Source organism: Streptomyces sp. NPDC048659, from assembly GCF_040650575.1.
Classification (GTDB): Bacteria; Actinomycetota; Actinomycetes; order Streptomycetales; family Streptomycetaceae; genus Streptomyces.
The window spans coordinates 120,005-143,942 of record NZ_JBEZHM010000009.1; the positions used below are offsets into that span (position 1 = coordinate 120,005).

17 protein-coding genes and 1 tRNA gene are annotated in these 23,938 nt (G+C 70.6%); 6 read left to right on the plus strand and 12 right to left on the minus strand.

Features of this window, described 5'->3' with window-relative positions:
* Positions 1–88: 88 nt before the first annotated feature.
* Positions 89–592, minus strand: coding sequence for an ATP-binding protein (locus tag AB0C99_RS10140; protein WP_362472160.1), 504 nt, complete (start codon positions 590–592; stop codon positions 89–91).
* 253 nt (positions 593–845) lie between these two features.
* Here AB0C99_RS10140 and AB0C99_RS10145 point away from each other — a divergent pair, with 253 nt between their 5' ends.
* Positions 846–1,424, plus strand: coding sequence for an AAA family ATPase (locus AB0C99_RS10145; protein WP_362472163.1), 579 nt, complete (start codon positions 846–848; stop codon positions 1,422–1,424).
* Positions 1,425–2,333: 909 nt separating this feature from the next.
* Here the strand turns inward: AB0C99_RS10145 and AB0C99_RS10150 are convergent.
* From AB0C99_RS10150 to AB0C99_RS10160, 3 genes are read right to left on the minus strand one after another with little or no spacing between them, the layout of a single operon-like run.
* Positions 2,334–3,938 (minus strand): hypothetical protein, encoded by a 1,605-nt coding sequence (locus AB0C99_RS10150; RefSeq protein ID WP_362472166.1) that lies wholly within the window; start codon positions 3,936–3,938, stop codon positions 2,334–2,336.
* A complete protein-coding gene (locus AB0C99_RS10155) occupies positions 3,935–4,999 on the minus strand; it encodes a bifunctional DNA primase/polymerase (RefSeq protein WP_362472169.1) in 1,065 nt (354 codons plus the stop codon). Before AB0C99_RS10155 ends, AB0C99_RS10150 begins: the two co-directional genes overlap by 4 nt.
* Entirely contained in the window at positions 4,996–7,293 is a 2,298-nt protein-coding gene (locus AB0C99_RS10160) for a hypothetical protein (protein ID WP_362472171.1), read from the minus strand. The genes AB0C99_RS10155 and AB0C99_RS10160 overlap by 4 nt, the downstream gene beginning before the upstream one ends.
* A gap of 971 nt (positions 7,294–8,264) precedes the next feature.
* Between AB0C99_RS10160 and AB0C99_RS10165 the strand changes: the two genes are divergently transcribed.
* Positions 8,265–9,527 carry a Fic family protein gene (locus AB0C99_RS10165; RefSeq protein WP_362472173.1) on the plus strand — a complete coding sequence of 421 codons (1,263 nt, stop codon included), beginning with the start codon at positions 8,265–8,267 and terminating at the stop codon, positions 9,525–9,527.
* Between the two features lie 780 nt (positions 9,528–10,307).
* Here AB0C99_RS10165 and AB0C99_RS10170 read toward each other — a convergent pair.
* The 3 genes from AB0C99_RS10170 to AB0C99_RS10180 form a co-directional block, all read right to left on the minus strand.
* Entirely contained in the window at positions 10,308–10,913 is a 606-nt protein-coding gene (locus AB0C99_RS10170) for a hypothetical protein (protein ID WP_362472175.1), read from the minus strand.
* On the minus strand, positions 10,913–11,884 hold the full coding sequence (locus AB0C99_RS10175) for a ParA family protein (protein WP_362472178.1): 972 nt from the start codon (positions 11,882–11,884) through the stop codon (positions 10,913–10,915). The genes AB0C99_RS10170 and AB0C99_RS10175 overlap by 1 nt, the downstream gene beginning before the upstream one ends.
* A gap of 2,176 nt (positions 11,885–14,060) precedes the next feature.
* Positions 14,061–14,789, minus strand: coding sequence for an A24 family peptidase (locus tag AB0C99_RS10180; RefSeq protein WP_362472181.1), 729 nt, complete (start codon positions 14,787–14,789; stop codon positions 14,061–14,063).
* Between the two features lie 309 nt (positions 14,790–15,098).
* On the opposite strand from AB0C99_RS10180, the gene AB0C99_RS10185 reads away from it, so the two are divergent.
* Positions 15,099–16,556, plus strand: a complete 1,458-nt coding sequence (locus AB0C99_RS10185; RefSeq protein WP_362472183.1) for a DUF2637 domain-containing protein — start codon at positions 15,099–15,101, stop codon at positions 16,554–16,556.
* 303 nt (positions 16,557–16,859) lie between these two features.
* Positions 16,860–17,690 (plus strand): hypothetical protein, encoded by an 831-nt coding sequence (locus AB0C99_RS10190; RefSeq protein WP_362472186.1) that lies wholly within the window; start codon positions 16,860–16,862, stop codon positions 17,688–17,690.
* 46 nt (positions 17,691–17,736) lie between these two features.
* On the opposite strand, the gene AB0C99_RS10195 is transcribed toward AB0C99_RS10190, so the two are convergent.
* Complete coding sequence (locus AB0C99_RS10195) at positions 17,737–18,954, minus strand: hypothetical protein (RefSeq protein WP_362472189.1); 1,218 nt, start codon at positions 18,952–18,954, stop codon at positions 17,737–17,739.
* A 75-nt stretch (positions 18,955–19,029) separates the two neighbouring features.
* Entirely contained in the window at positions 19,030–19,185 is a 156-nt protein-coding gene (locus tag AB0C99_RS10200) for a hypothetical protein (protein ID WP_351390394.1), read from the minus strand.
* 180 nt (positions 19,186–19,365) lie between these two features.
* Between AB0C99_RS10200 and AB0C99_RS10205 the strand changes: the two genes are divergently transcribed.
* Positions 19,366–19,439: transfer RNA gene (locus tag AB0C99_RS10205), tRNA-Met, on the plus strand.
* A 460-nt stretch (positions 19,440–19,899) separates the two neighbouring features.
* Positions 19,900–20,424 (plus strand): hypothetical protein, encoded by a 525-nt coding sequence (locus AB0C99_RS10210; protein WP_362472191.1) that lies wholly within the window; start codon positions 19,900–19,902, stop codon positions 20,422–20,424.
* Positions 20,425–20,563: 139 nt separating this feature from the next.
* On the opposite strand, the gene AB0C99_RS10215 is transcribed toward AB0C99_RS10210, so the two are convergent.
* From AB0C99_RS10215 to AB0C99_RS10225, 3 genes are all read right to left on the minus strand, one after another.
* Positions 20,564–21,397 (minus strand): endonuclease/exonuclease/phosphatase family protein, encoded by an 834-nt coding sequence (locus AB0C99_RS10215; RefSeq protein ID WP_362472194.1) that lies wholly within the window; start codon positions 21,395–21,397, stop codon positions 20,564–20,566.
* The gene (locus AB0C99_RS10220) at positions 21,394–22,017 is read right to left on the minus strand and encodes a hypothetical protein (RefSeq protein WP_362472196.1); all 624 of its coding nucleotides are present in this window, start codon (positions 22,015–22,017) and stop codon (positions 21,394–21,396) included. The genes AB0C99_RS10215 and AB0C99_RS10220 overlap by 4 nt, the downstream gene beginning before the upstream one ends.
* A 241-nt stretch (positions 22,018–22,258) precedes the next feature.
* Entirely contained in the window at positions 22,259–23,779 is a 1,521-nt protein-coding gene (locus AB0C99_RS10225; protein ID WP_362472198.1) for a serine/threonine-protein kinase, read from the minus strand.
* Between the last annotated feature and the right edge of the window lie 159 nt (positions 23,780–23,938).

The window sequence follows — 23,938 nt, forward strand, 5'->3', positions numbered from 1 at the left end:
GATGGCGGCGGCGACGCTCTCGGGCCAGCCGCGGCAGGGAACGCACGGAGCGGCCCGCGATCACCACCGCCTGGCGCCCGACCGCGCCTCAGAGCCAGCCCGGTTCCACGATCTCCTCGCCCTCTCCCTGAGGGACCTCGAACCGGGCGAAGAAGTCGTCCAAGGCCTCTGGCGTCACCATCAACGAGTTCGCGTCCCCACGCTCGTTGCGCTCCGCGAGCCGGCGCAGCAACTCCTCACGGCCGACCGGGAAGTACAGCAGCCTCCACCGCCCACCGGCCGACTCCACCAGCTCCTTCATCGCCTCGCGGTCCTTGCGCAGCCACAGCCCGTGGTCCCACACCACATCCCGGCCCGCCGCCACCAGCTCCGCCAGCCGCCGGTGCATCTCGTCGACGACCGGGGCCTCCTTCTCGAAGTAGGTGTCCTCCCGGTAGTCGACGCCGTACCGGCCGTGCCGTTCGAAGACCACCTCGTCCACCGACAGCCGCACCACGCCCTGGTGCTCGAGCACCCGCTGGGCGTACGTCGTCTTGCCCGAGCCGGTGAGACCCACCAGCAGGAACACCGCCGGAGGCTCGCCCTCGGCCACCACCCACTCCTTCAACCGTCTCCCGCGTTCCCCCGGCAGTCTGCCACCGCCGGCCCACCCGGATCCCGCGGAACCGGCCGCTGTCACTCGAAGGAGCCGCCCGTGTCCGCCCCCGTACTCGCCCGCGCGCTACGCGCCTATGCCCGCCACGCCCCCGGTACCCTCGCCAAGGCCTCATGGCCGTCCGGCTCCGCAAACGGCAACCTCGGACCTATGCTCTGCGCCCCGCATCCCCCACCCTCGGAGTCCACCCGTGCCCGTCCGACCCCCGACCCTGGCCGTGGTCAGTGGCCCGCCGGCGACCGGGAAGACCACCCTCGCCCGGGAACTCGCCCGGTCCCTGGGCTGCCCCGCGATCCTGCGTGACGAGATCAAGCAAGGGATGGTCATGAACCATCCCGGGCACGACGCCGACGGCGACGACCCGCTCAACATGCCGGCCCTGGAGGCGTTCTTCGCGGCGATCACCGTCCTCCTGCGAGCCGGCACCACCATCGTCGCCGAAGCTGCCTTCCAGGACCGCCTCTGGCGCCCCGGGCTGGAGCCGCTCATGGGGCTCGCCGATCTCCGGATCATCCGGTGCACCACGCCAGCGCCAACCATCGCCCAACGCATCACCGACCGAGCCCGTGCCGACAGCCATCGCGCCGCTCACGGCGACAAGGCCCTGCTCGCCGACATGGCGGCCGGCGTATACGACCCTGATCAGTTCGTCCCCATCAGCCTGGACGCCCCGAAGCTACTGGTGGACACCTCCGACGGCTACGCGCCCGGCATGGCGGCGATCCAGAGATTCGTGCTGCGAACGGATCCTGTGAAGGAGGCAAGCTGACGATCTCGTGGTGGCCGCCCGCACCCCGCAGGGGCACCCTTGAGCCAGCCAACGCGCGAAATCGGAAGTCCTCAGGGGGGGGCGGGCGGCGTAGTGTCAGGGGCGAGGTCCCGCCGTATCCCCCGTCGGCGGGACCTCTTTTGGCTTCTGGCAGATGGCGACGATTCCGAAGATCCGGTGCTCGTGCCCGTTGTCATCCCACCGCCCCTCGAAACCGTGCCGCCCCTCAGACGCGCCCGATGCCGCACGGCATTGCCGTCCCGGCGCCGGCACAACACCAGCATCCCGGGCTCCAGCTCCACCACGGTGTCCAAGAGCAGCGGTCGATCCGCGATGGTGCCCCGCAGCTGCCACCCCTGCGCCAGCCCTCCATACCGGGCTCCCGTGACGCAGATGCTCGCGGTGACGCTGCCGGGTGCCGCTGCGTCGACTGCGTTGCCCCCGGTTTGACGTGCGGATTCACCGTTCGGCGCGGTGGTCAACGGACGCTGATGACGCTCTGCCGCACCATGTCTCCGGTCCCACTTTCCTCTTCCTTTCTCGCTCTAGTGAGATGGGGCGCGAGAGCGTCATCAGCGTCATGGCCACATGGTGGTCCACAAGAACTTGCAGGTCACAGTGGCTCCAGGCCAGAGCCGGGTGCGTCATGGGCAGCGTCATCTCTGCGTCATCGCCTGCCGGATCCGGCAACCTGCCCGAGTCGGCGCACGGCCCTGGCGGCGCGTTCCGCCCCTGGGCGGGCACCGGGTCGTCAGCTGGTGGAGGGAGGGTTCCTCCTGCTGACCCGGGTCGGCGTTCCGACGGGCGTCCGGGCATGCGTGCGGCCCGCGCGTCCGGCGGGGTGACGACGGCGGGTGTGGGTGAGCGGTGTGGGGACCTAGTAGTTCGGTCAGACAGGCGGATGTCGGGTCAGGTGCGCGGGTCCGGGGCGGGTTGGAGGGTGATGAGAAAGCCTCGCCCGGAGCCGGTGCGGGGCAGTTTGCGGATGTCGATGCCGCGTTGGCGCAGCGCGGGAGCAAGGGAGGTCAAGCGGGCGGAGAGCAGCGCGGTGGTCTTGGGCCACGTGTCGGGAAGGGCCCCGGGCGGCCGGAGGGCGGTGTCGATCTGGCCGGTGGTGGCCTGCCACTCGGTGGTGCCGGCGGTGGACGCCCAGCGGGTGAGAGCGGTGGCGACCGGGTCGGCGTCGAGGACGTCGTCGGTAACTTCCTCCTGGGCGCCGGTGTAGGTGGCCAGGGTGTCCCAGCCGGTGACCGCGTCCAGGGCCCACAGCAGTTCGGCCCAGTCGGCCATCCGCGGCCGCTGGTCGAGCTGGGCGGCCGCGTCGGGCAGGCGCGCCCACACCTCGGCGGCCAGGTCGAGCAGGCCCCCGAGGATGCGGCCGTGCGCGGCACGGTAGCTGCGCCACAGGTCGGCCTCGCTGCGCCGGGCCTTGGGGTCGATCATCTCCAGGGTGAAGGGGAGCAGCCGCTCAGCGAGGTCGGGCTGGAGGGCGCCGACGTCGATGCCGGTCAGCACGACGGGACGCTGGTAGGCCCAGGAGGCGACGTCGTCGTCGGTGTACATCTCGCGCTTGGCGACGGAGGCCCCGGTGACGGTGCGGCACAAGAAGTCCGACAGCCACTGGGGGATGCCGGCGAGGTTGTCCAGGCCCATGCTCCAGCCGGCCGAGGCGGCGACCGCGCCGTCGTCCTCGCTGCGGGGGACGTTGCGGACCTCGGCCCGGATCCCGTCGAGGACCCGCAGCAGCTGCCTCGCGGAGGTCGTCTTCGCGGTGCCGCGTTCGCCGTTGAAGTAGGCGACGGGGCGGGGCATGTTCGGCCGCAGCCCGGCCAGCAACCAGGCGACGGCCATCCGCCAGGACGGCTCGGCCAGCGCGGACAGCTCACGCAACAGGCCCAGGCCCACCCGCCAGCCGCCCGGATCGCGTTCGGGCATCGGGAGCTCACCGGTCAGGCGGGTGCGCCGCCACAGCGGGCCCTCGCCGACGGGCGGAGTGATCACCGACCAGGTGCCCGGTTCGATGCACACGCTCTGCCCGTCCGAGCGGCCGAGGTCGAGCCAGGTCACCTGTTCGTCGGCCGGGTCGGGGGCGATGCGCAGGTGGACCGGCTGTTCCGGGGCGTCCAGGGCAAGGGCGTCCATGGAGGCGATCGCGTCCGTGAGGCAGCCCTGGGACGGGGCCCGGCCGGTGCGCAGGACGTAGGAGCGGTTGAGGAGTTGGCGCAGACTTCCGGTGCCGCCGAAGCCACCGGCGGCGCGCAGCGGGCGGGCGATCGGCGGGCCTTCGGCCGGAACGGCGTACGCGGTCTGGTCGCAGCGCACCAGGACGTACTCGTCCATGCCCAAGTGGAGCAGGACGTCGGCCTGCGAGAGTTTCGGCCCGCGCTCGGGGCTGGGCTGCTCGGCCGGCGCCGAGCCCACAGGCTCCCCCGCCTCGGCGGGCGGCGCCGACCGGGAGGGTCGGGGTTCGCCGGCCGGGACGGGCAGCTTCACGCGGGTGGTCAGGTCGGTCATGGCCGTGCTCCGGGGCTTGGGATGGTGCGCGGCGAGCGCATGCCCGCCTGGAGTGCGCGGCGGAGGGTGGACTGGGCCTTGGCTTCGCCGGGATCGACCCCGGCGAGCACGGCGGCCTCGGTGAGCGCCTGGTGGACGTCGTCGAGCTCCAGCAGCCCGGCGCCGACCAGCTGGCCGAGCCGGAACCCGGCACGGTTGATCGTGTCGTTGCGGCCGGAGCGGGCACCGGCCACCGTCTCGGCCTCCCGGCGCAGTGCCGCGGCGGCGTAGGAGGCCGCGTCGCCGGGCCGGTGGCGTACGGCGGGGCGGGGAAGCCGGATCCGGGCCGGCGGCGGTTCGGCGGGGTCACGGCGCCGCATGCCGACGCGGGCCAGCTCAAGGGCGAGCCAGCGCGGCAGCCGGGCGGGTTCCGTGACGGGGCCGGTGACCTGGTAGCAGCCGGCCGGGGTGCGGGTGGTGGGCGCGACGGCGGTGGACCAGCCGGCCCGCACGTCGATCTGCCAGCCGAGCCGGCCCGAACCCTGAGTGAAGCGGGCCGCGTCGTCGGTCCGGTACCAGAGGTGGATCCCGCCGCCCGGGGTGCGCACCGTCAGGGTCGGCGGGGCGTGCAGCAGGCTCTCGGCCCGCCGCATCCGGCACAGCAGCTCCAGCACGTCCACCCCGGTGCGCACCCGGTCGGCCTCCGGGACGGCGGCCAGGTCGATGCCAGGCAGCACCAACTCCCGCCCGGGGAGCGGGTGGTGATGGTCGTCCAGGTCGAGGACCAGGAGACCGGATGGCCCGGTGGCCACGCCGACGGCGAAGTCACGGCCGCGCCACCAGCGGCGGACCAGGTCCGGATCGGTCGTCGCCGCCCGCACCCCGTGGCAGTACCGTCCCGCCGCCAGACAGCCGCAGCCGCCAGCGCCCAGGCCGGGGAACCCGCAGGGCAGCGGGCCACCGGGCGTGGGCGGCCGACACCGGCGGCAGTTGCCGGCCGGGAGCTTCGATCCGGGGCGCAGCGGATGGACCCACCACCCCCTGCCCGCGCACCGCAAGGCCAGCTCGAGTCCGCTGCTCACGCCGCGCTCACCGCCTCCCGGGCCGGGGCCTGCCGGACCAGAGCCGAAAGGCTCTCGCCCTCCAGCGGCCGGGCCGCGTACTGCGCCATCCGCTCCCGCCAACCGCCTGCCCGAGGCCCGGCCGGGGCCTGGACCTCGGCGCGGACCTGGTCGAGCAGCTGCACCAGCAGGGCCTTCGCGCACCGGCGCGCCGCCTCGTCGGCCGCCGCCAGGACCTCCGGCTCACCGCGCCGCCGGGCCCGCTCGATCCCGGCCACCCGCTCGGCCTCCGCCCGCGCCTGCGGGCCGTCGAGCAGGGCCCCCAGCGCCAGCGCGCGTTCCCTGACCACCAACTGGTCGGCGAGCTCCCGCAGCTGCCAGACCACCGCCGCCTCCGGCAGGCCCTCGGCACGCCACCGCTCCCCCGCCTGCTCGGTCTCGGCCTCCAGCCGTGCCCGGCACGCGCCGAGCCGCCCAGCCACGGCGCCCGGGACATCCGCCCCGCCGGCGGCCACAGCCGCGAACTGCGCGGCCGACTGCAGGGCCTGGCGCGCCGTCCGGGTCTGCGAGCAGATCAGGCACAGCCCGCCCGCCTCCGGCGCCCCGCACTCCGCGCACGGACGGGCCGCCGCTACGGCCTGAGCAGCCGCCTGTTCCTCGCGCTGGAGGGCCCACGCCTCCTCGCGCCGGGCTCGCTCCACCGTCGCGCGCTCCCGCCGAACGGCCTCCTCGGCCGCCAGCCGGGCAACCTCCCGGCCCAGCCGCCGCTCGACCTCCGCCCGGAACTCCTCCGGCTCCAGCGCCGGCAGCTCACCGGTGACGGTCCGTGCGACCTGGTGCCGCAGGGCCCGACGGTCCTCGATCAGCAGCTCACAGGACGGGCACACAACGCCGGTGTCCATCCGCACCCGGTCGTCGCACCCGGCGGCGTAGCACTCGGCCCGCTGCGGCAACCCGCGGGCCAGCAGCCAGCCGATCGGGTCCCGCACGGGCTGCCCGAACTGCGCGGCCAGCCGCCGCTCCAGCCGCTCCGCCAGCACCACCGGGGCCTGCTCAGAGCCGACGATCCCGGCCAGACGGACCAATTCCGCCTGAGCTGCAGCACGGACCCGACGCCGCCCACCGGCATGCCCGATCCGCGCCCACTCCCACCGCACCGGCGCCAGGACCTCCTCCAGCCCGCGGGGCAGAGGCCACCGCAGCAGCACCGGCGCACCGACATCGGCCTTCCCGTCCCGCCGTTCCACGCCGAGGTCTTGCTGCTGTTCCCCGCGAAGCGGGCCACCGCAACCACCCTGTTCGCTGGCCTCGACGTGGTCGGGTGCGGACTGGTCCTCGCACATGCCCGCGCGCTCCGGCAACGGCGGGGACCCCGATGCGGCTTCGCCGGAAAAGCAAAACTCAGCAGCACCAGAACCACCTAGAGCAACCACCTCAGGCGCGTGGTGGGCGTGGAGCAGTGCACCGGCCTCCACTTCGGCACCCGGTGTCCCAGAGTCTTGTTCTCCCAGCTCAGAGACGCTTTCGTCCCTCTCCGTCACGGTGTCGGGGGCATCCTGATCCCTGAGTGCACCATCCGTGCCGACAAGATCACCGTCCACGACGTCGAAGAGGCCAGCCTGGAGCCAGTCCTCCTCCCCCGAGCCCGTCAGATCATCGGCCTCCAGCGGTCCGGCGCACTGCGTACACACCCCGCCCCGGCCCTCCGGTGCGCCTCCTGCCTTGATGTCCTCCTCGACCCCCTGCGGGACCTGTGCGGGGACGACCTCCAGATCCGCCTGCGAACGCCCGTGTGCCGCGGCGACCGCCGGCACCAGAATCTTCAGCCTTGCGCCGGGCACTCCACGGCCCGGAACCTCCAGGAGCCCCTGCCGGATCAGTCCGTCGACCACCTCAGGCGCCTCTTCCACCGGGCAGCCGACCAGCCGCGCGACCGTTGCGTCAGCCCGATCGAACCCAGCCGCTACAGCCCCACCCACCAGACGCACCCGGCCATCCGGCCGTGCAGCTAGCACCAGCCGCAGAAGCGCGAGCCGCTCGGCCGCCGCACCGCGCCCCCGCCGCTCGCCGAGCAGTCCAGGGGGCGTCTCAGGCTTACCCACCGGAGCCCACCCAGGGCCGAAGAGCCGCTCACACAGTGCCAGGAGAACTGCCAGCTCGCCCTTCTCCAGGACCAGCGCAGCTGTCCTTCGCGCCTGGGCAGCCGTGAGCGGCAACAACTCCCACTGCAAGCCGGTCACCCGGCGCACGCCCTCGACCGACGCCGTCAGCACCTCGGTCGAGACCGCACCTGACTGCCGGACGGCCGGCAGCACTCGATGGCCTACATAGGACTTCGAAACCCCCAACCACCTGGCCAACTCCCCGGCAGTCAAGTCCAACCGCGACTCCCCCACCGGCGACTTCGCCAACAGCACTACCGCTGCCAGGGCCTCCACCGATGGGCGTTGGCGGATCGAGCGATCCGCCAACAGGGCTTCGAGTGCGCAGGAGATTCGCTCTCGGGTCCGTCGTAGAAGCCGTAGCGGCTCGTCCCGGGTCGCGGGGGCGGTACTCGCGGAGGCAAGGCGCGTGCGTGAAACGCCCCGGTGCACACGGGGCGATTTGCGTTGTTCTGTTCGATTTTGGGCATAGTCGATGCACGGCTCGGGTGAGCCTTTTTTTGGCAATACGAGACTAGCCCTATGACTGGCGGCTATGATCTGCTCCAGAACTGCATAGGGATGTGGGCACAACGCAACCGACCGCTTGACCGTCTTTCCGAAGATGCCTGGTCAGCGGGGGTGAGAGCGTCGGCCGCGCGAAAGCGGCTTCAGGTCAGGTCAGTGGCGGTTGGACCCCTCCCGTGTCGTAGCCAGCGGTTGGCCCCGCAGGAAACGACGAACGGCCGACTGGGTCGGCTTGGGTGAAGTGAACATATGAAGAGCTCGGGTGGCACCCGAGCGATGGGCGGCTTGGCTGAGCCGCCCGGGAGGCGACCTGATGGTCGCCTTTTTCGTTCTCCGGACCGCTCGCTACCGACTCGGTGACCATGGCTGTGGACGAGGCGTTAGCGCTACTGCGGCATGGCTGTGCCTGACGGGCCGGAGAGAACTGCGAGGTCGGTGAGGCTGCCGCAGAGACCATGGAGGCCCCGGCCGTGACTGCTTTAGCCCCGGCACCCTTAAGCAACACACCAAACATCACGGGGAACACACTATCCTTAAACGGATCTCGCTGAGGCTGAACCTTTGGAGCGTGTCTGGTGGCAGGGTATTCGGAGCAGCACTGGCAATCGGGGCCTGGCGTGACGGCCGGCCTGGAGGATCAGGCTGCCCGATCGTTCAGCGCGTACATGCCAGACATGCTCCAAGGTCGATCCATCGCACTGTCCGCGGAACTGGGCGCCGAGGTGGCCGCAGTCGACAAGCTCGTTCGCGCGTTCAACGATGCTGCACCCACGAGCCCGCACCTGGAGTCGCTGGCCCGCTTCCTGCTTCGCTCGGAGGCCGTCGCCTCGTCTCGGATCGAAGGGGTCGTCGCATCAGCCCGAGCGGTCGCGCATCTGGAGATGATGCTCGCCATCCAGGCCACCGACGACCCGCGCGCTCACAAGGGGATCAGTGATGGTGCCCGTGAGGTTGTGAACAACGTCCTCGCTCTCCGGAAGGCGGTGTCGCTTCTCACGGAGACCCCGAGCGTTTCGGTCCAGGACATCAACGACCTCCAGGCCGCACTGATGGTGGACACCGAGCAGGGCGAGCTCTCGGGCGAACTCCGGCGAGTGCAGAACTGGGTCGGCGGCAACGCCTACAGCCCGCACGGAGCCGAGTACGTGCCGCCGGCTCCAGGGGCAGTGGAAGAGCTTATGGCTGATCTGGCGGCGTTCGTCTCTGAGGATCACCCGCTCCCTCTGGTGCAAGCAGCCCTCGTCCACGCGCAGTTCGAGACAATTCACCCGTACACCGACGGCAACGGCCGAACCGGTCGAGCGCTGATCCACACAGTGCTCGCTAGGCAGGGGTTGGCCGTCGGCCATGTCCTGCCGATCTCGATGTCTCTTCTCGCCCACGCGCGGGAGTACATCGGCGGCCTGAACGCATACCGCTATGTGGGTGAGTCAGATAGCCCTGCAGCAGTCGCCGGCAGAGAGGCATGGATTCGCGTCTTTCTCGCGGCCACTCGTGACGCCGTCGCCGAAGCTCGGCGGTTCACCGATGAGTTGGTCCAGATGCGGAAGGCCTGGGACGCAAAGCTCGCAGCTCACAGGGCGAGCCTGGGCCGACGAGGGCAGCCTCGGAAGGGCGCGGCGGTCGTCAGGCTGATGGAGCAACTTCCTGGAGTCCCGATCGTTACAGCAAGGGCGGCCCAGTCCCTTCTTGGGATCTCCTTCGTTTCGGCCTCGAGCGCCCTGGAAGAACTGGCTGGCGCAGGGATTGTTCAGGTGAAAGAGGTCGAACGAGGCGCTCGGGCCTACTTGGGGACGGACGTGCTTGACCTGATCAATGGCGCGGAGCGCCGGCTGACCTACACGAAGTGGGAGCTGCCTGAGCTGGACGTCCACATCTGATTTCGGCAGTTGATCTTGCCCGACCCAGAGGACGACTAGCCCCTGTGACCCTTTCCTTTAACCGCGACGACCGCGCGTTAAAGGAAAGGGTCACAGTGCGTAGTGGGCAGGTGCAATGAGTGCCCGAAGCCGGTCGGTCGCGTCTCCGATCGGACGTAGGCCTGTGACCCTCGTGCCGGGGGCGTGTGGTCAGGTACAGGACTTCCTGCTGCTCCCAGGTCCTGAGCAGCTGGCACCAACCATCCCCGCGGGGCTATCTGCGAGCTGGCTGCGTCAACCTTCAACGCCGCTCACCTCACCTCGAACGGGATGTCGATCCGGCTGGCCCCGACTCTGAAGCCCCGGGAGAAGACCCGTCACACCCGTCTGGCACGACGCCGGGCTGTGTGACCGCCTGCGGTTAGAGCGGTCTCACCCCAGCAGAGGAGAGTGAAGCACCTTCGGAAAGCCCTGGCGGGGGTGTCGCCGCCCTTGGCGACAGAGGGGGCCTTGGGACCCGCCGGCCTTCCTCAAAGTCCTCTACTCGCACGCTCAGCGTGTGTCCCGGTCCGTCTGACGGCGGATCTCTTGCTCGCGGAGGACGGCCATGAGGGGCTCGGCAGGACAGGCCAAGAAGGCCGTGTCCCTACGGTGGAGATGACCGCGTCGGCGGTCCTGAGCCTTCCCCGGCTGATGTGGGTCTGCCGATGGTTGCGCTCGGGAAAAGCACGGGGGAGACCTCCGGCCAGAGGGTCCTCCCCCGTAGCCGGGGGTCTCCCCCGTGCCCTTCATGCCGTCACATCAGGCGGGCTTGTCTGCGGTGCCAGGCAGGTGCCAGTTGAGGCTGATCGCGATCAGCTTCGAGCGATCAGGAACTCCCGCGACCTTGACGAGGCGCCGGAGCTCATTGCGCTCCTCAGGTGTCATGCGGGTGTACACCGAGTTGCTTCCCACCCCCGCGTAGCGGGTCTGGCTCGCCCGGACCCCGAACCGTCGGGTTTTAGCCGGGGGGACCGCAGCCGCGACAACGGTCTTCCAGCCCTCCGCTTCTGCTGCTTCCACGGCCTCCCAGACGATCTCAAGGTTGGTGAGACCGGTCTTGTTGCGGTAGGCCTTCAGGCGGCGGTCTACGGTGGGACTGACGTTGATGGTGACGGGCTTGTCGCCAGCCGCTTCATCTTCCGGCTCCTCGTCGACCGACTCAGGCATGCGACGCTGCTGAGCCACCCGGACCGCAGCGCCGCCTCCGGCGAGGTCCTCGTCAGTCATCTCCTGGCGCTGCTGCTCGGGACGACGCTCCGTTGACCGTGCGCCGCTGCGACGGCCAGAGAGCGCCGCAACGTTGGGCACGTTGTAGGTGTCGTCCTCGCCGCCTTCTTCGGCTGCAGCGTTGGCGTTCTCAGTCATCAGGCGTCAGCTTCCTCTTCAATCGGACGCTCCATGATCGCGCGTACCTCCTGGGTTCGCTGGAGGATCTGGCGGCAGAGCGTCTCGTAGTCGTCGTACACGGACTGGATGGTGTCGGGGAGCTTCGCTCCGCCGGCGTACTGGTCGAAGAGCTCAACCAAGGGGTGCTCGTCATCTCGGGAGAGGCTCGCCACCAGCTCGCTGTGCCCAATGACTCGCTCGAAGCCGTGATAGCCCCCCTTCAGGATCTTCCGAAGGTAGTCCGAAGCCTTCTTGTGGATCAGGGTCGAGTTGCGGCCGGTCGCGAACAAGATGATGCCCAGCATCGTGAGCAGCGGGTTGACTCTCCGCGCTTCGTCGAAGTGCTTCTTGATCGTCAAGGTGCCATCAAGGGAACCGCGGTCAGTCTTCGTCGACATGACCACCCAACGGCTACATGCCAGACCCTGGCGCTGCATCACCGGGTTCTCCGGAGGGAGGTCGATGAGGATGAAGTCGTAGTCGCCAGCGATCGGCAGAAGGCACTGGAGGAGCCTCAGGTCAGCGTTCTTGGTGAAGGCGGACCGAAGCCTCGGGTAGACATCGGTGACGAACTCCTCGATCTTCGGGCCACCGACGATGAGGTCAAGGCCAGGCCGCACCGGAACCGGTTTGAGCGGCGTCCCCTTGCGCAAGGCTTCGACAAGAGCCTCACCCTCGTCGAGATACTTCTTGTCGACGCCGAACTCGTGGATCGCGAGGTTCCCCTGACCGTTGATGTCGAGGGCCAGTATCCGGGGGTCCTGCCCCATCTTCTTCAGGTACCGCATCAGCATGAGTGCGAAGTTCGCCGTCACGCTCGTCTTGCCGCTGCCGCCCTTGTCGTTCGCGAAGACGTAGACATGCCAGAGGTCCTCCCAAGGGATGTCCAGAGGCTCATCCTTGTCATACTCAGCTAGAGCAAAGCTGTAGGGGAGTACGTCCGTCGGCATTAGACTCCTCGCAGGTCAGGACATGGATCGAGCATGGGAAGGCGGGCAGCGTGCAGGGCATGAACCAGAGCAGCGCAGCTGTCGCCGACCATGTTGCCACAACGATCTTTGGCATCGTAGACAGCCACGCAGATTCCCCCTGGGGTGTCTCCGCTGGAGTGTCCCAGTGGCCGACACCTGGGTCGACTCCGAGCGCACCTCGGGTAGCGATTGGTTGGCTCCCTGCAGGGGCAGACGGTGGCGCCCCGAGGTGCGATCTTGTTGGCGCATCGAGGTTCATTCCAAGCAGTGGTGCTGACATGGTGCTTTCGGTCCAGACAAGCGCCTCTCACCTGCGCAAACAAGCTATCGGAGCTACTTGCACAGCTACTTGCAGATCTACTTGCACGGCTACTTGCAAGGCTCTGGCTTCTCGGTGTGGTGTGAGGTGCTGCTCCACTGGGTGCATGCATGTAGGTTTTCGACTGTGCATCACACCGTGCCAGCGAGCCTTGTGGTCAGACGTTGAGCAGATGGGGTGCTCACAAATCGGCACTGGATGCGTGCCTGGGGTGCGCCATCAAGAAGAGGCTCTTTGTCAGCTTCATTGGGCGCAGGCGGGGTTGTCGGTAGGAAAGCCAAGTGCCATGCGACTGCGATGGCCTCGCTTGCAGTCAGATAGCGTTCAAGTGAGGCGCTCCGACGGCGGCCCCTTGGCTGGCCACCTAGCAAGTCATCTGCGAGGCCAGCTAGCTTGCGACCGGTTTGGCCTTGATGAGGGCCCGTTGCAAAGGCGTTCAGTCGTCCCATGCGTAGGTCACCGGCAGTGCTCTAGTGCTGGCGCTATTGTCTTCCTCCAAGTCGCCTTTTGGCTTTGGCTCCAGGTCGGCATCATGACTGCATCAGCGTCGCGGCAACCGTCTGGCGACCGAGTAGGCTCTGCTAGCAGCCAAGTAACTGCGCTGCATGCCAGGCAAAGAGGGGCCACGTTGCTTGGCGAGTCAGGTGCCACTCTTTCGTTCAAACTGCAGAGCCACTCAGGTGGTTCGGCGCAGTACAAGTTGGTGCCCAAAGTGGCGAGCTTGTTGGTTTGGCTGTTGCGAAGCTCGAAGGAAGGCTTTCGAGTCAACCGTCAGTTCGTCCGCAGGAGTGGGCTAATGACTGACTCGCATATCGGTCGTGCGGCCGGCCTCTCGGATCGCTGGTGGCACGGCCTTGCGGGTGGACTTCCAAGTGTCTACTCGGTTGACCGTTCGCGCGGCCGGTGGCTTAGGCTCCAAGCTGGTCCCGAGGGAGGTCTTTGGATCGCCCCACTGGGTGGCCTCTCCGTTGGTTTCTTGGGAGGCTACCGGACTGGCCCTTTGCCGCGCCCTGCTCGCGGCCAACGGAAATGCAATCCAAGCGGTCCTGTGCGGTGTGAGTCGTCAACCAAGTCGACAGGCACGCTGGTTTGGCTGTCGCGTGGTGCAAAGAATGGCTTTCGAGCCCGGCGACAGGCGGTCCGTAGGAACAGTCCAATGGTCAACTCGCGGGTTTGTCTGCCGGTTGGCCTTACGGCCGGTCGCAGGGCCGGTCTGTTGCAGTCCCCAGTTGGCTGTCACCGGATGTGCACCTAGTGCTTCCTTTGGGTTAGCCCTTTTCTATGCCAAGAGGAACGCCAGGTAAGTCGCATCGCGATTCGCCAAAAGGCGGCCTATTGGAAAGGGCGACATGGTTGCGCGCTAGCGCTATTTCGTGTGGCTTAGCTGGCAGGTAAAAGGTTGTGCCAGGTCGTCCCGCTACTAAGTCACCAGATTGCTGAAAACTTGGCGTGATAACTGACGTACCACCTTGCGGCTCCCCGCCAAAGGGTGCGCAGTGGGGCCCGATTTCCACCCTTTTATGGCCATCTCCCTGGGTGAGGATAGGGCCTCTGACCTGCATGTATTCGCTGTGACGGCCTATCTCGACCCTGGGGCTCCAACTGTCCAGGCGGCTCCTAGTCGGCCGCCAGAGGGGCCATTCTGGCCCTTTGGGGGTCGGTGTGGCCCTCCGAGGAGTTCTTCGGAACCGCTTCGAGGTTTCTCTCCCCGCCATCCGGTGCATTTCCGGCCGCGGCTTCCGCTCTTCGTTGGTAGCCGGGAGGTGCGCAACGGAGTACGGCTCCCTCGCGACTGCACGAGGGAGCCGACTGCTTGGGCGGCAGCTTGCGTTCGGGTCAGGCGCTCAGGGCGGAGACAGCAAGTGCTCCGATGATCATGTACGGGCCGAAGGCCACGCTGCTCTTCATGGACGCCTGCCCGGTCAGGATCAGTGCGAGGCCGGCGACTGCGCCCAGGGCGAACCCGGCGAAGGTGCCCCAGAGCACGGTGGTCCAGCTGGACCAGCCGAGGAGCGCGCCCATGGCAGGGGCGAGTTTGACGTCGCCCAGGCCCATGCCGGCGACGGCGAGGACGAGGTAGGCGGTGGTGACCACCGCCGCCGCGGCGAGGGCGCGCCAGAAGCTGCCGGGCTCGCCGGCCAGTGCGGCACCGCCGAGCAGCAGGAGGGTGCCGGCGGACGCGGGCAAGGTGAGGATGTCGGGGAGACGGTGGACCTTCAGGTCGATGACCGTCAGGGCGGCCCCGCACGCGAGGAGCCAGTACTGCGCGGCGCCAGCCCAGCCGCTCGCTCCGGCCGCGGCGACGGCCGCGAAGGACACCCCGGTGAGCAGTTCGGGCAGGCCGGCGGGCGGACCGGCCTTCGAGCCGCAGGAGGAACAGCGCCCCGTAGCCGCGTGAAGTCGGCGGCGAAGCCCGGGGGAGGGGTAGCTGGCAGTGCAGGAGGGGCATGCCGTCCGGTTGGGCTCGCCTCTGGGGACGGCGCGGGCGAAGATCAGCGGCCGGGCCGCTGAGCCTGCTGCGAGGCCGGCGAGGAGTGCGACGACGACGGTGACCATGGGTGGCATCGAGGCTCTCCAGGCGATCGGGGGTAGTGAATCAAGCCAGCCAGTAGGCAGGTCTACTGAAGCGTAACGAAGGCGTCGAGCGGCCCGGCAGGCAGGCATGATCGTGATCTTCAGTACAAATCGGCAGGTGAAACGGGGTAACGTGAGAAAAAGGGGGTGGTTCGTAGACCTCATCCCTCGTACCGTTCAAGGCCACCGGGGTGGCCTGAATGAGAGGGAGGTCGATCCGTGTCACACCCGAGGCGTTGATCGCACCTCTATGTGCGATGCGCGCCTGCGCACGGACTCGACGAGAGGGAAGTACGACCGATGACCGCTGGGTCGAGCAGCACCGTCCTTGAGCCGTCCATACCCCTGGCCCCCACCCCGGGGCGCGCCCGGGTGAAGTGGACGAGGGGCCGCAAGGCGCTGTTCGGCGCCATCGGGGCAGGGTCGATCGCGATCGCGACGGCCGGCTTTGTCGGCTCCTACACGGCGGTGCGAGCCCTGGCCGAGGAGAAAGGTTTCGGCTCGTTCGCCCCGGCGTTCCCCCTCGCCGTCGACTTGGGGATCGCGGTCCTGCTCGCCCTGGACCTGGCGCTCACCTCAATCAATCTCAAGTACCCCCTGCTGCGGTACATAGCCTGGCTGCTCACCGCCGCGACCATCACCTTCAACGCAGCGTCCTCCTGGCCCGATGTCCTCGGCTCCGCGATGCACGCCACGATCCCGGTCCTGTTCATCGCCGTCACCGAAGCGATGCGCAACGCGATCGCGAAGGCGACGTCCATCGAGCTCGACCAGCACATGGACTCCATACGGCCGTCCCGCTGGTTCCTGCAACCGGTGGCGACCTTCTCCATCTGGCGGGACATGAAGCTCTGGGAGATCCGGTCGTACGCCCTCGCCCTGGAGCGCTACCAGGAGAAGATGCTGCTGCGGCAGGACCTGCGGGCGAAGTACGGGCGGCGCTGGCGGCGGAAGGCGGCCTCCGCCGAGCTGCGGCCGCTGCGCCAGGCCCGACTCGGCATCGCGATCGACCGGAACACGGTCGACATCGCGGCACCGGCTGAGCGGCAGCTCGACGAGGTGCCCGCCCCGGCGGCGGTTGAAGCGGCACCGTCGGCCCCGGCAGCGCCCGCTCTGGAGGCGCCTGCCGCAGTTGCGGTGAACGCGCCCGCTGCCATCCCGCCTGTGTCGGCTTCCGCCGCGGCGACACCGTCGGCCACGGCCCCGCTGCCCGCCCAGACGCCGGCCGACCCGCCGGCGGCCGAGGTGCAGGCTCCCGCGGGAGCGCCCGAGGAGCCCGGTGTCGGCCAGGAGCAGGCGCCGAAGCCCGACCCGAAAGCCGGACTGGAGCAGGGGGAGACCCCGTCCGCGCCGGAGCCGGAGGGTGACCCGGCCCCGGCGCCGGCTCCCGCTGAGGCCCCGGCCCCTGAGCCGGAGCCGAAGGAAGAGGACGGTGACGAGGAGGATGACGAGGCGGCCGACGCCGGAGCCGAGGAGCCCAAGGTCAACCTGGGCGTCGCCCCGCCCGGTGAGACGAAGGTCCAGCGGGCCGAGCGGATCTACCTGGCACATCAGGAGGCGGGAGTGGAGCTGACCAAGCCCAACCTGGCCCGGTGGGCCGGCTACCAGCAGGAGGGTTCGGGCCGCACTCAGTACAACAAGCTGGAGAAGAAGTACGGGCCCATCGTGGTCCGCGAGGGAGCGGACCAGCTGGACCTGGACTGGCGGGACCCGGCGGCGCCCGGTGAGGGCATGCGGCCGGCCGAACCAGTGCGCTGAGCCGGGGAGGCAGTTGTCCGAGGCCGGCCCTCCTCGGGCCGGGCCGGGATCCGTGCGTCCGGTGCGGACCGGACGCATGCCCTGGTGCATCCCCTACGCCCGGGGCGGCGTCCTGGGCGCGGCAGCCCGGTGCTCGCGCGGCGCGGGGCAACGGTGAGCTGGACGCCGCGGTTCACTGGAGGCATGCCGGCTTACAGCGCTAGCCCCATAAAACGGTCCCGCCGGACGAAAGCCCAGGTTGAGGCCCTGCGGCTGGCGATCTGTGCGATCGCGGAAGAGGCGCAGCCGTGCAGCGTCCGCCACGTGTACTACCTCGGCGTCGGACTCCTGTGGGACAAGGACTTCGGCCACTCCCGCAAGAACTACTCGCTGGTCGTTCGCGAGCTGGGCCACCTTCGCGAGACCTGCCGGTTGCCTTGGGAGTGGATAACCGACGGCACCCGCATGGTCCGCCAGGAGATGCAGTACGACACGCTGGACGACGCCCTTCAGCGCCACGTAGAGAGCTACCGGCGCAACCTGTGGGCCTCCCAGAGCCGCCGCGTCGAGGTGTGGGTGGAGAGTGACTCGGTCGGCGGCGTGGTCGAGCCGGTCACCTCGGCGTGGGGCGTAGGCCTGTACTCATGCCGAGGCCAGTCCAGCAAGACCTTCGTCTGGGAGGCCGCGCAACAGTACGCGCGGCAGGCCAAACCTGTGACGGTGATCTTCTGTGGTGACTGGGACCCGACCGGCAGGTGTGTGCCTCGCTCCGTGGCCGAGCGGCTGCAGCGCTACGGCAACGGCGAGCTCGACCTGGACTTCCGGCAGATCGCCATCACCGCGGACGACGTCCGCTCCGGCAGCCTCGCCACCCACGACGTCAACGCCCGCGACGTCAACTACGCCCGCTACCGCGAGGAGTGCCTGCGCGAGGGCCTCGACCCGAACAGCTCGGTCGAGGTCGAGGCCCTGCGCCCCGGGGTGCTGCGGGAGCGGCTCTCGCAGGAGATCGAGGGCCTGGTGGACGACATCAGGCAGTGGAACATCGAGTTCAGGGCCGAAGACGCGGACCGGGAGCTGCTGCGGGCCCTGCAAGGGGTGGCGAGGAGGATCGTCCGGGGGGAGCCGGCGGTCGAAGACGACCGAGACGAGTAGCCGCGGAGGTGTGCGGCGTCGTACGGCGGGCTGCGCGGCGGACGGGTCAGTCCATTAGGGCGGTGGCGTCGTCCAGGCGCCTGCGCAGTGCCGCCGCGGTGTGCGTCAGCTCATCCTGCTCGGCCTGGAGCTTGGCGAGATTCTGCTGCTCGGCGTGGCGGCGGTCCGCGGCTCGGGCGTGCGCGGCGGCAAGGCGCAGGAGGGTGATGTCGGGCCGCTGAGTGTAGTGGGCGGCCAGGGCGCGGACCACGGCCCACCAGCGGTGGTAGGTGACTGTCGGGACGGGCTGGGTGGCGGTGGGGTCGGCCCGGGAGGGGCGGGGGAGCGTGGCGGGGGAGGACGGGGTGATGGGCGTCGTGCTGTCGTGGTCCCAGCCGCCGCGCAGCCGGATGCCGTTGACGACGGGTTCGTCGCTGGGGTCGCTGGCGCCGTATTGCACGCTGATGCCGGTGGGGACGGGGTCGGTGCTGTGCCGGTACGGGCCGATGACGACGCTGGCGGCCAGCCGGGGTCCGTCGACCCGGTAGGTGACGGTGCCGGGCGGCTCGTTGACAGCGCTCTCACGCACCAGCGCCGTCCCGAGCGCCTGGCCGTGCTCGTCCGTGTAGACGAGCCGCGTGACGCCAGTCGGCGGGTTGGCCGGCGGCGGGGGAGCGGCGGCCAGCTCGTCCAGGCGCAGCAGGCGGCCTTGGCGCAGGTGCAGGCGTTCTCGGACGGTGTGGAGGTCGGCTTCGGCCGTGGCCAGGGCGGTGCGGGTGTCGCGGACCACGGCGGGGGCCGCGAGGCGTGCGACTGCCCGCACCAGGTCGTGCCGGTCGTCACGGGCCTGCCAGTGCTGGAGGACGACCAGGACGGCCTCCTCCAGGAGGGCCGCCGCGCGGTCGGGAACCCGTCTGGTCGCGTGGTGCTCGCCGAGGACGACGGCTTCCACGAGGACGGCGCTGGGGTCGGGGAGGCGGTCGGGGGCGAGACAGGTAGCGGTTCCGTGCACCCGTACGCGGTGGACGACCGGTTCAGCCGGGCGCGGCCGGTACGGGCGTACCGGTGCTGCGCCGTCGCCGAAGCTGACCCGCACACCGGCGGGAACAAGTTCGTCGGCGACGGCGTGCGGCCGGACCAGGAGGACTCCGCGGAGGTGGCGGGTACGGACGGCGTAGCGCACGGTGCCGGTCTGCGGGGAGGCGGTGGCCGCGACGGACAGGACGTCGCCGCGGGGGAGGGGGAGCGCGATCTCTTCGGGCTCGGCCGAGGGCAGGGGCAGCACAGGTGGTCTCCGGGACGGGGAAAGGGGGCTGGGGCCGTGGCCGGCGGCGGCATGGCCCCGGAGCGGGAGTGAGGGTCAGGGGCCGAGGTGGTGTTCGTCGTCGGCGAGATCCTGGGCGGCTTCGCGGAGCCACTCACGCTTCTCGCGGGCGCGTTCGGTCCCGTGGTGCAGTTCCTTGGGGTTGTGCCCGGGACAGCAGTAGTCCCGGCGCTTGCCCCGACGGGTCATCATGACGGCCATAGTCACGCCTCATTGGGCTGGGCAGGGCCTGGCAGGCCTAGTTGACAGGATGCGCAAACAATACACAAATTCATAGCATTAAGAAACTAGCTTTGGGGGTGGGGGTCTCGCGCCGCCGGAAAATTCAGTGCGGAGCACCAGGTGCGATGCCGTAGGGTGAAGGCACACCGACGCGGGGTGGAGCAGCTCGGTAGCTCGCTGGGCTCATAACCCAGAGGTCGCAGGTTCAAATCCTGTCCCCGCTACTTTCCAGTGGCCCTGGCGCATCCCCGCGCCGGGGCCACTGCCGTTCCCAGAGGCGACGGCCGACCCGCCCGCCGGGCAGTGGCTGAGGAATCACCGGCCCGGAGCCCGCGGGCCTTCACAATGGTCTGCGTGAACGACGGCACAGGCGAGTACCAGCGCGGCCCCACAGCCCTGGCCACGGGTGCCGTGGCGCTGCTCGCGCGCCGTGTCCCGATCCCCGGTTCCCAAGGTCGCCGACAGCCTCCAGCCTCCGCCGCCGCACCCGCCCCGGCCCCTACGCAGCCCGCCGACCTGGGCGGCTCGGCCCGGCCGTCCGGCCGCCGTCCGGCGGGCAGCCGGGTCCGACACGGACAGCCGTCCTGCGCCGACTATGGCTGCACCCGGCCCGGCTGCCTCGCCGCCGCACGCAAGGCGTGCCGTGAGCGAGACCGGGAACGCGAGGCCGGCCGCCGTGGCCGAGTGGACGCTGGCCCCGTTGCCCGGTACGCCGCCGCCCTGCGCGAACGCGGCATGGCCGCGCAGGACATCGCCGGCGCCTCGGGTGTCTCCGTGACCCTGATCCGCCGCCTCCTCAAGCCGCCGCCGCTCCACCCTCCTCGGGTCTCCCAGGTCACCGCCGGAGCCGTGCTGGGCGTACCGCTGCCCACGAAGGAACGCTCGGCACCGCTGGCCGGCCGCGGCCAGGTCGACGCGGCCCCCGCCTCCGGCCTGCTCACCGAGCTCGCCGAGCGGGGCTGGCCGGCCCGCCGTCTCGGCCGAGGGCTGTGCGTCAACCCCCGGACCGTCGCCTCCATCCGCGACGGCAAGTACACCCGGATCAGCATCTCCGTCGATCAACGCATCCGCGCCCTGCACGCCGCGCTTCTGCCCCTCGACCCTGTCGCCGCCGGAGTGCGCCCCGGCGACGCCGCCCGAGTCCGCACCTGGGCACAACGTCGCCGGGAGCCGGCGCCCGTGCCGCGCCCCGAGTTGCTCGCGGCGTGAGGGGCAGGCACTGGCGAGCTCGAGCAGGAGCCTTTCGGCCGGCCGGACGATGGCGCGGCAGCCGGGGTCTTCGTCCGCGGTGGGGCCGTGGTGCGGCACGGTATCCGTTGCCGCACCACGGCCGCCGTCCCCGAGCCCGTCAGGCCAGCGCCGTTAGGTCGAGGTCGACGCTGACCGCGCAGTGGTCGGACGTCCCGTCGTCGACCGGCTGCCGGTGGACCTGGTAGCCGGTCACCGCCGGGGCTAGCGCCGGGCTGGCGAGGATGAGGTCCTGGCGGCGGGGCACGTCGCCAGGACCGAACGCGGCCGTGGGGACCTCGGCCATCCCGCCGGTGAGGGCCGCGTCGACGAAGCCGCTGCGGGCCAGCAACTCCACCGCGTCGCGATCGCCGACCTCGGCCTCGCCGGGGAGCCGGAGATGGCCGTTGAGCAGATGCGGGGCCATCACCCGCCAGTCGGGTTCCGGGAAGCGCTGACCGATCGAGTTCACGTCCCCGCCGACCAGGGCCAGCCGCCCGGGCGCGGCGAGGACCCCCAGCGGGGCGACCTCACGCGCGCGGTTGCGGGGGTCGAACGGGTCCAGGTGGAGGTTGCGGACCTCCAGGGCGCGGCCGGGCAAGCCGGGAAGGCGGAGATTCATCCAGCCCATGGCGTGGTGGTAGCGGCTGCGGTCGCAGTCCTCGGCCAGCACGGCGACGCGGGCGCTGGTCAGGATGGCGCTGTGGAACTGGTGCCCGGCGGTGGTGATGTTGGCCTCGGCGAGGAACCCGGCGGCCAGGCTGAGTTCGGTCACTGCCTGGTTCAGGCGGCGCCGGCCGAGCAGCTGCCAGAAGTTGCACTCCTGCAGCAGCAGGACGTCCGGCTCCAGGCTCTTCAGGAACGGCACCTGGCGATTCCAGCGGTGGTCGACGCCCAGGCCGTCGTCGTCGCGGCCGCCGAACAGGGTGTTGAAGGTGACGACCCGCAGCTTCACGAGGCCCTCCCCGCCGCGGCGAGCCGGGTCAGGACGACGCTGAGCGAGCGGACCTTGTCGGCCCCCCAGCGGAAGCTCCAGTGGTTCTGCAAGTCGTCGGGGATATCGGTCGGGGAGCAGTCAATGCGCAGGGCCTGCCAGCAGGCCGCCACCGGATCGTCCGGCGCGTCCAGACGGTGGCCGGCCCGCTCGACGAGGGCGTCGATGCGGGCGACCGCCGGCCATGCGTTGCCGCTGTCCGGGAGCTCGGCGATCACCCGGACCTCGTCGGTCGAGACCGCCTCGACGGAGAGGTCACCGACGACGGCCAGGAGGTAGTAGGCCAGGGCGAGACCTGCCGCTCCCTCGGTCCACCTCTCCGTGTACGGGTCGTACGGGTCCTCCTGGCGTGCGGCCCTAACGGGGCCGAGTTCGCTGATCGCCCGGTCCCACGCCTGCTCCCAGCGGTCGGGGCCACCGGTTCCGCGCCACCGTTCGACCGGTCCGAGCGGCCACCCGCCCTCCGGGACGGCCGGGGGGCGGGTCCGGGCGGCATCGTTCGCCCTCATGGCCGTGGTGAACTTCCCACCGGCAGCGCGGATCTCCCGCGAGCGCTTGCGCGAGGGCCTGCGGTCTGACATCGAGCACACTCCGTACGGCGGCGCACCCCACGCGTACGCGCCCGGAAGCGGACACGACGAAGGTCAGCTGCACGATGCGTCGACGGACGGCTTGGCCTGCATGACGGGTCCGGCGTGGGCGGGCCCCTTCGGCGAGCGGCAGACGTGCCCGCCGCCCGGTAAATCTACTGCCCTCCGCACCCCGGCGTCCGGGGAACGGGCAGCTCAGCCTTCGGGAACAACGGCCCGGGCCTGCGGCAGTTCACAGGTGCCGTGGGCCCGGGCGCGGCGACGGCAGCAGCGCCCCGACGGCCAGACTGCTCACCACCCAGGCACCGGCCCCGGCCGCCAGGGCGCCCGCGACCGGCCCATGGAGTGCGGAGGCGGTCAGCGCGCAGCCGACGGCCCCGCTGAGCAGCCCGGCGGTGGAGGCGAGTTCGGCGTCCTGTCCGCCGCGACGCAGCAGCTGCTCGACCAGGGCCCGCACACCGGCCGCGCCCGCCACGAGCACCGGCCCGGTCACCGTTGCGACCAGCACCGCCACCCACCACGCCAGCGTGCTCCACCCCAGCAGCACCACCATGGTGACCGCCGCGATCAGCATCGCGGCGAACACCCCGACGACGCTGCCCTGCCCGCCTTGCTGGCCGTGGACCGCCTCGTGCCGCTCCTCCAGGCGCGAGCCGACCGCGACGCAGCCGCCAGCCACCAGGCCCAGCGCGGTGCTCACCGGGCCGGGAAGGGCGGTGAACATCGCCAGCTGACCGCCGACCAGGACACCGGTCAGCGCTCCGGCCCGCCACGACGCCGACCGCCCGGGCGCGGCGGCCGCGAGGCCGGAGTCCGTGGAGACCGTCCTGACGACGGGCGGCCGGGCCTGGGCCGCGCGCACCGTCGGCAGCCGGTCCACGGGCACCGCGACGGTCTCGACCGGCACGGTGACCGGTGCGGGGGAGGACAGTACGGCGGCTGCCCCGAGTCGCTGCGCAACCTCCGCCGCGTCCGAGGGCCGCCGCTGCGGATCCTTCTGCAGCAGCTGCGCCACCAGGCGCTCGAGTTCGGCGGGCACCTCGGGCCGGTGCGAGCGAACCGGAGCCGGGGCCTGGTGCAGGTGCTGGGCCAGCACCTGCCACCCGCCGCCGGGGAACGGCGGCGCTCCGGTCAGCAGCTCGTACAGCAGGCACCCCAGCGAGTACAGGTCGCTGCGGGCGTCGATCACTGCGTCGGCGCGGGCCTGCTCCGGGGACATGTACGACGGGGTGCCGATCACCGCGTCGGTCCCCGTGAGGGGATGGCCGACCGCGTCGGCCCGGCGCGCGATCCCCAGATCGCAGATCTTCACCCGCCCGTCGGCGGCGATCAGGATGTTCGCGGGCTTGATGTCGCGGTGCACCAGGCCGGCGGCGTGGGCGGCCTGCAGGCCGCGGCAGATCTGCTCCCCCCAGGCCACGACGTCGCTGACCGTCGGCAGGCCGTCGGCCAGGAGCCGGCTGAGCGGCTGCCCGTCGACCAGCTCCATCACCAGGTAGACGACGTGGCGCCCGGCCACCGGGGCCTCGCCGACATCGTGGACGGCCACGACGTGCGGATCGCTCAGGGCGGCCGCAGCCCGGGCCTCACCTTCCAGGCGCCGTACCAGCTCCTTGTCCTCCGGGCGCAGCAGCACCTTGACGGCCACCTGGCGGCCGAGCCGCTCGTCCACGGCACGCCAGACCTCGCCCATCCCGCCGGCACCGAGGAGGTCCACCAACCGGTACCGGCCCGCCACCGTGGTGCCGCGCATGACGCCCTCCTCCCGGCCGGCCCCGCAGGGCGGTCCGCACTGCGCCGGCCCTGTGCCGGCGTCCGGGCGAGCCTACGAAAACACTTCCGCGGCCCCGCCCAGACGAGGGGCGGGCGCCCCGGCGACAGCGCCGGGCCCAGCAGCCCGGCGAACCACGCC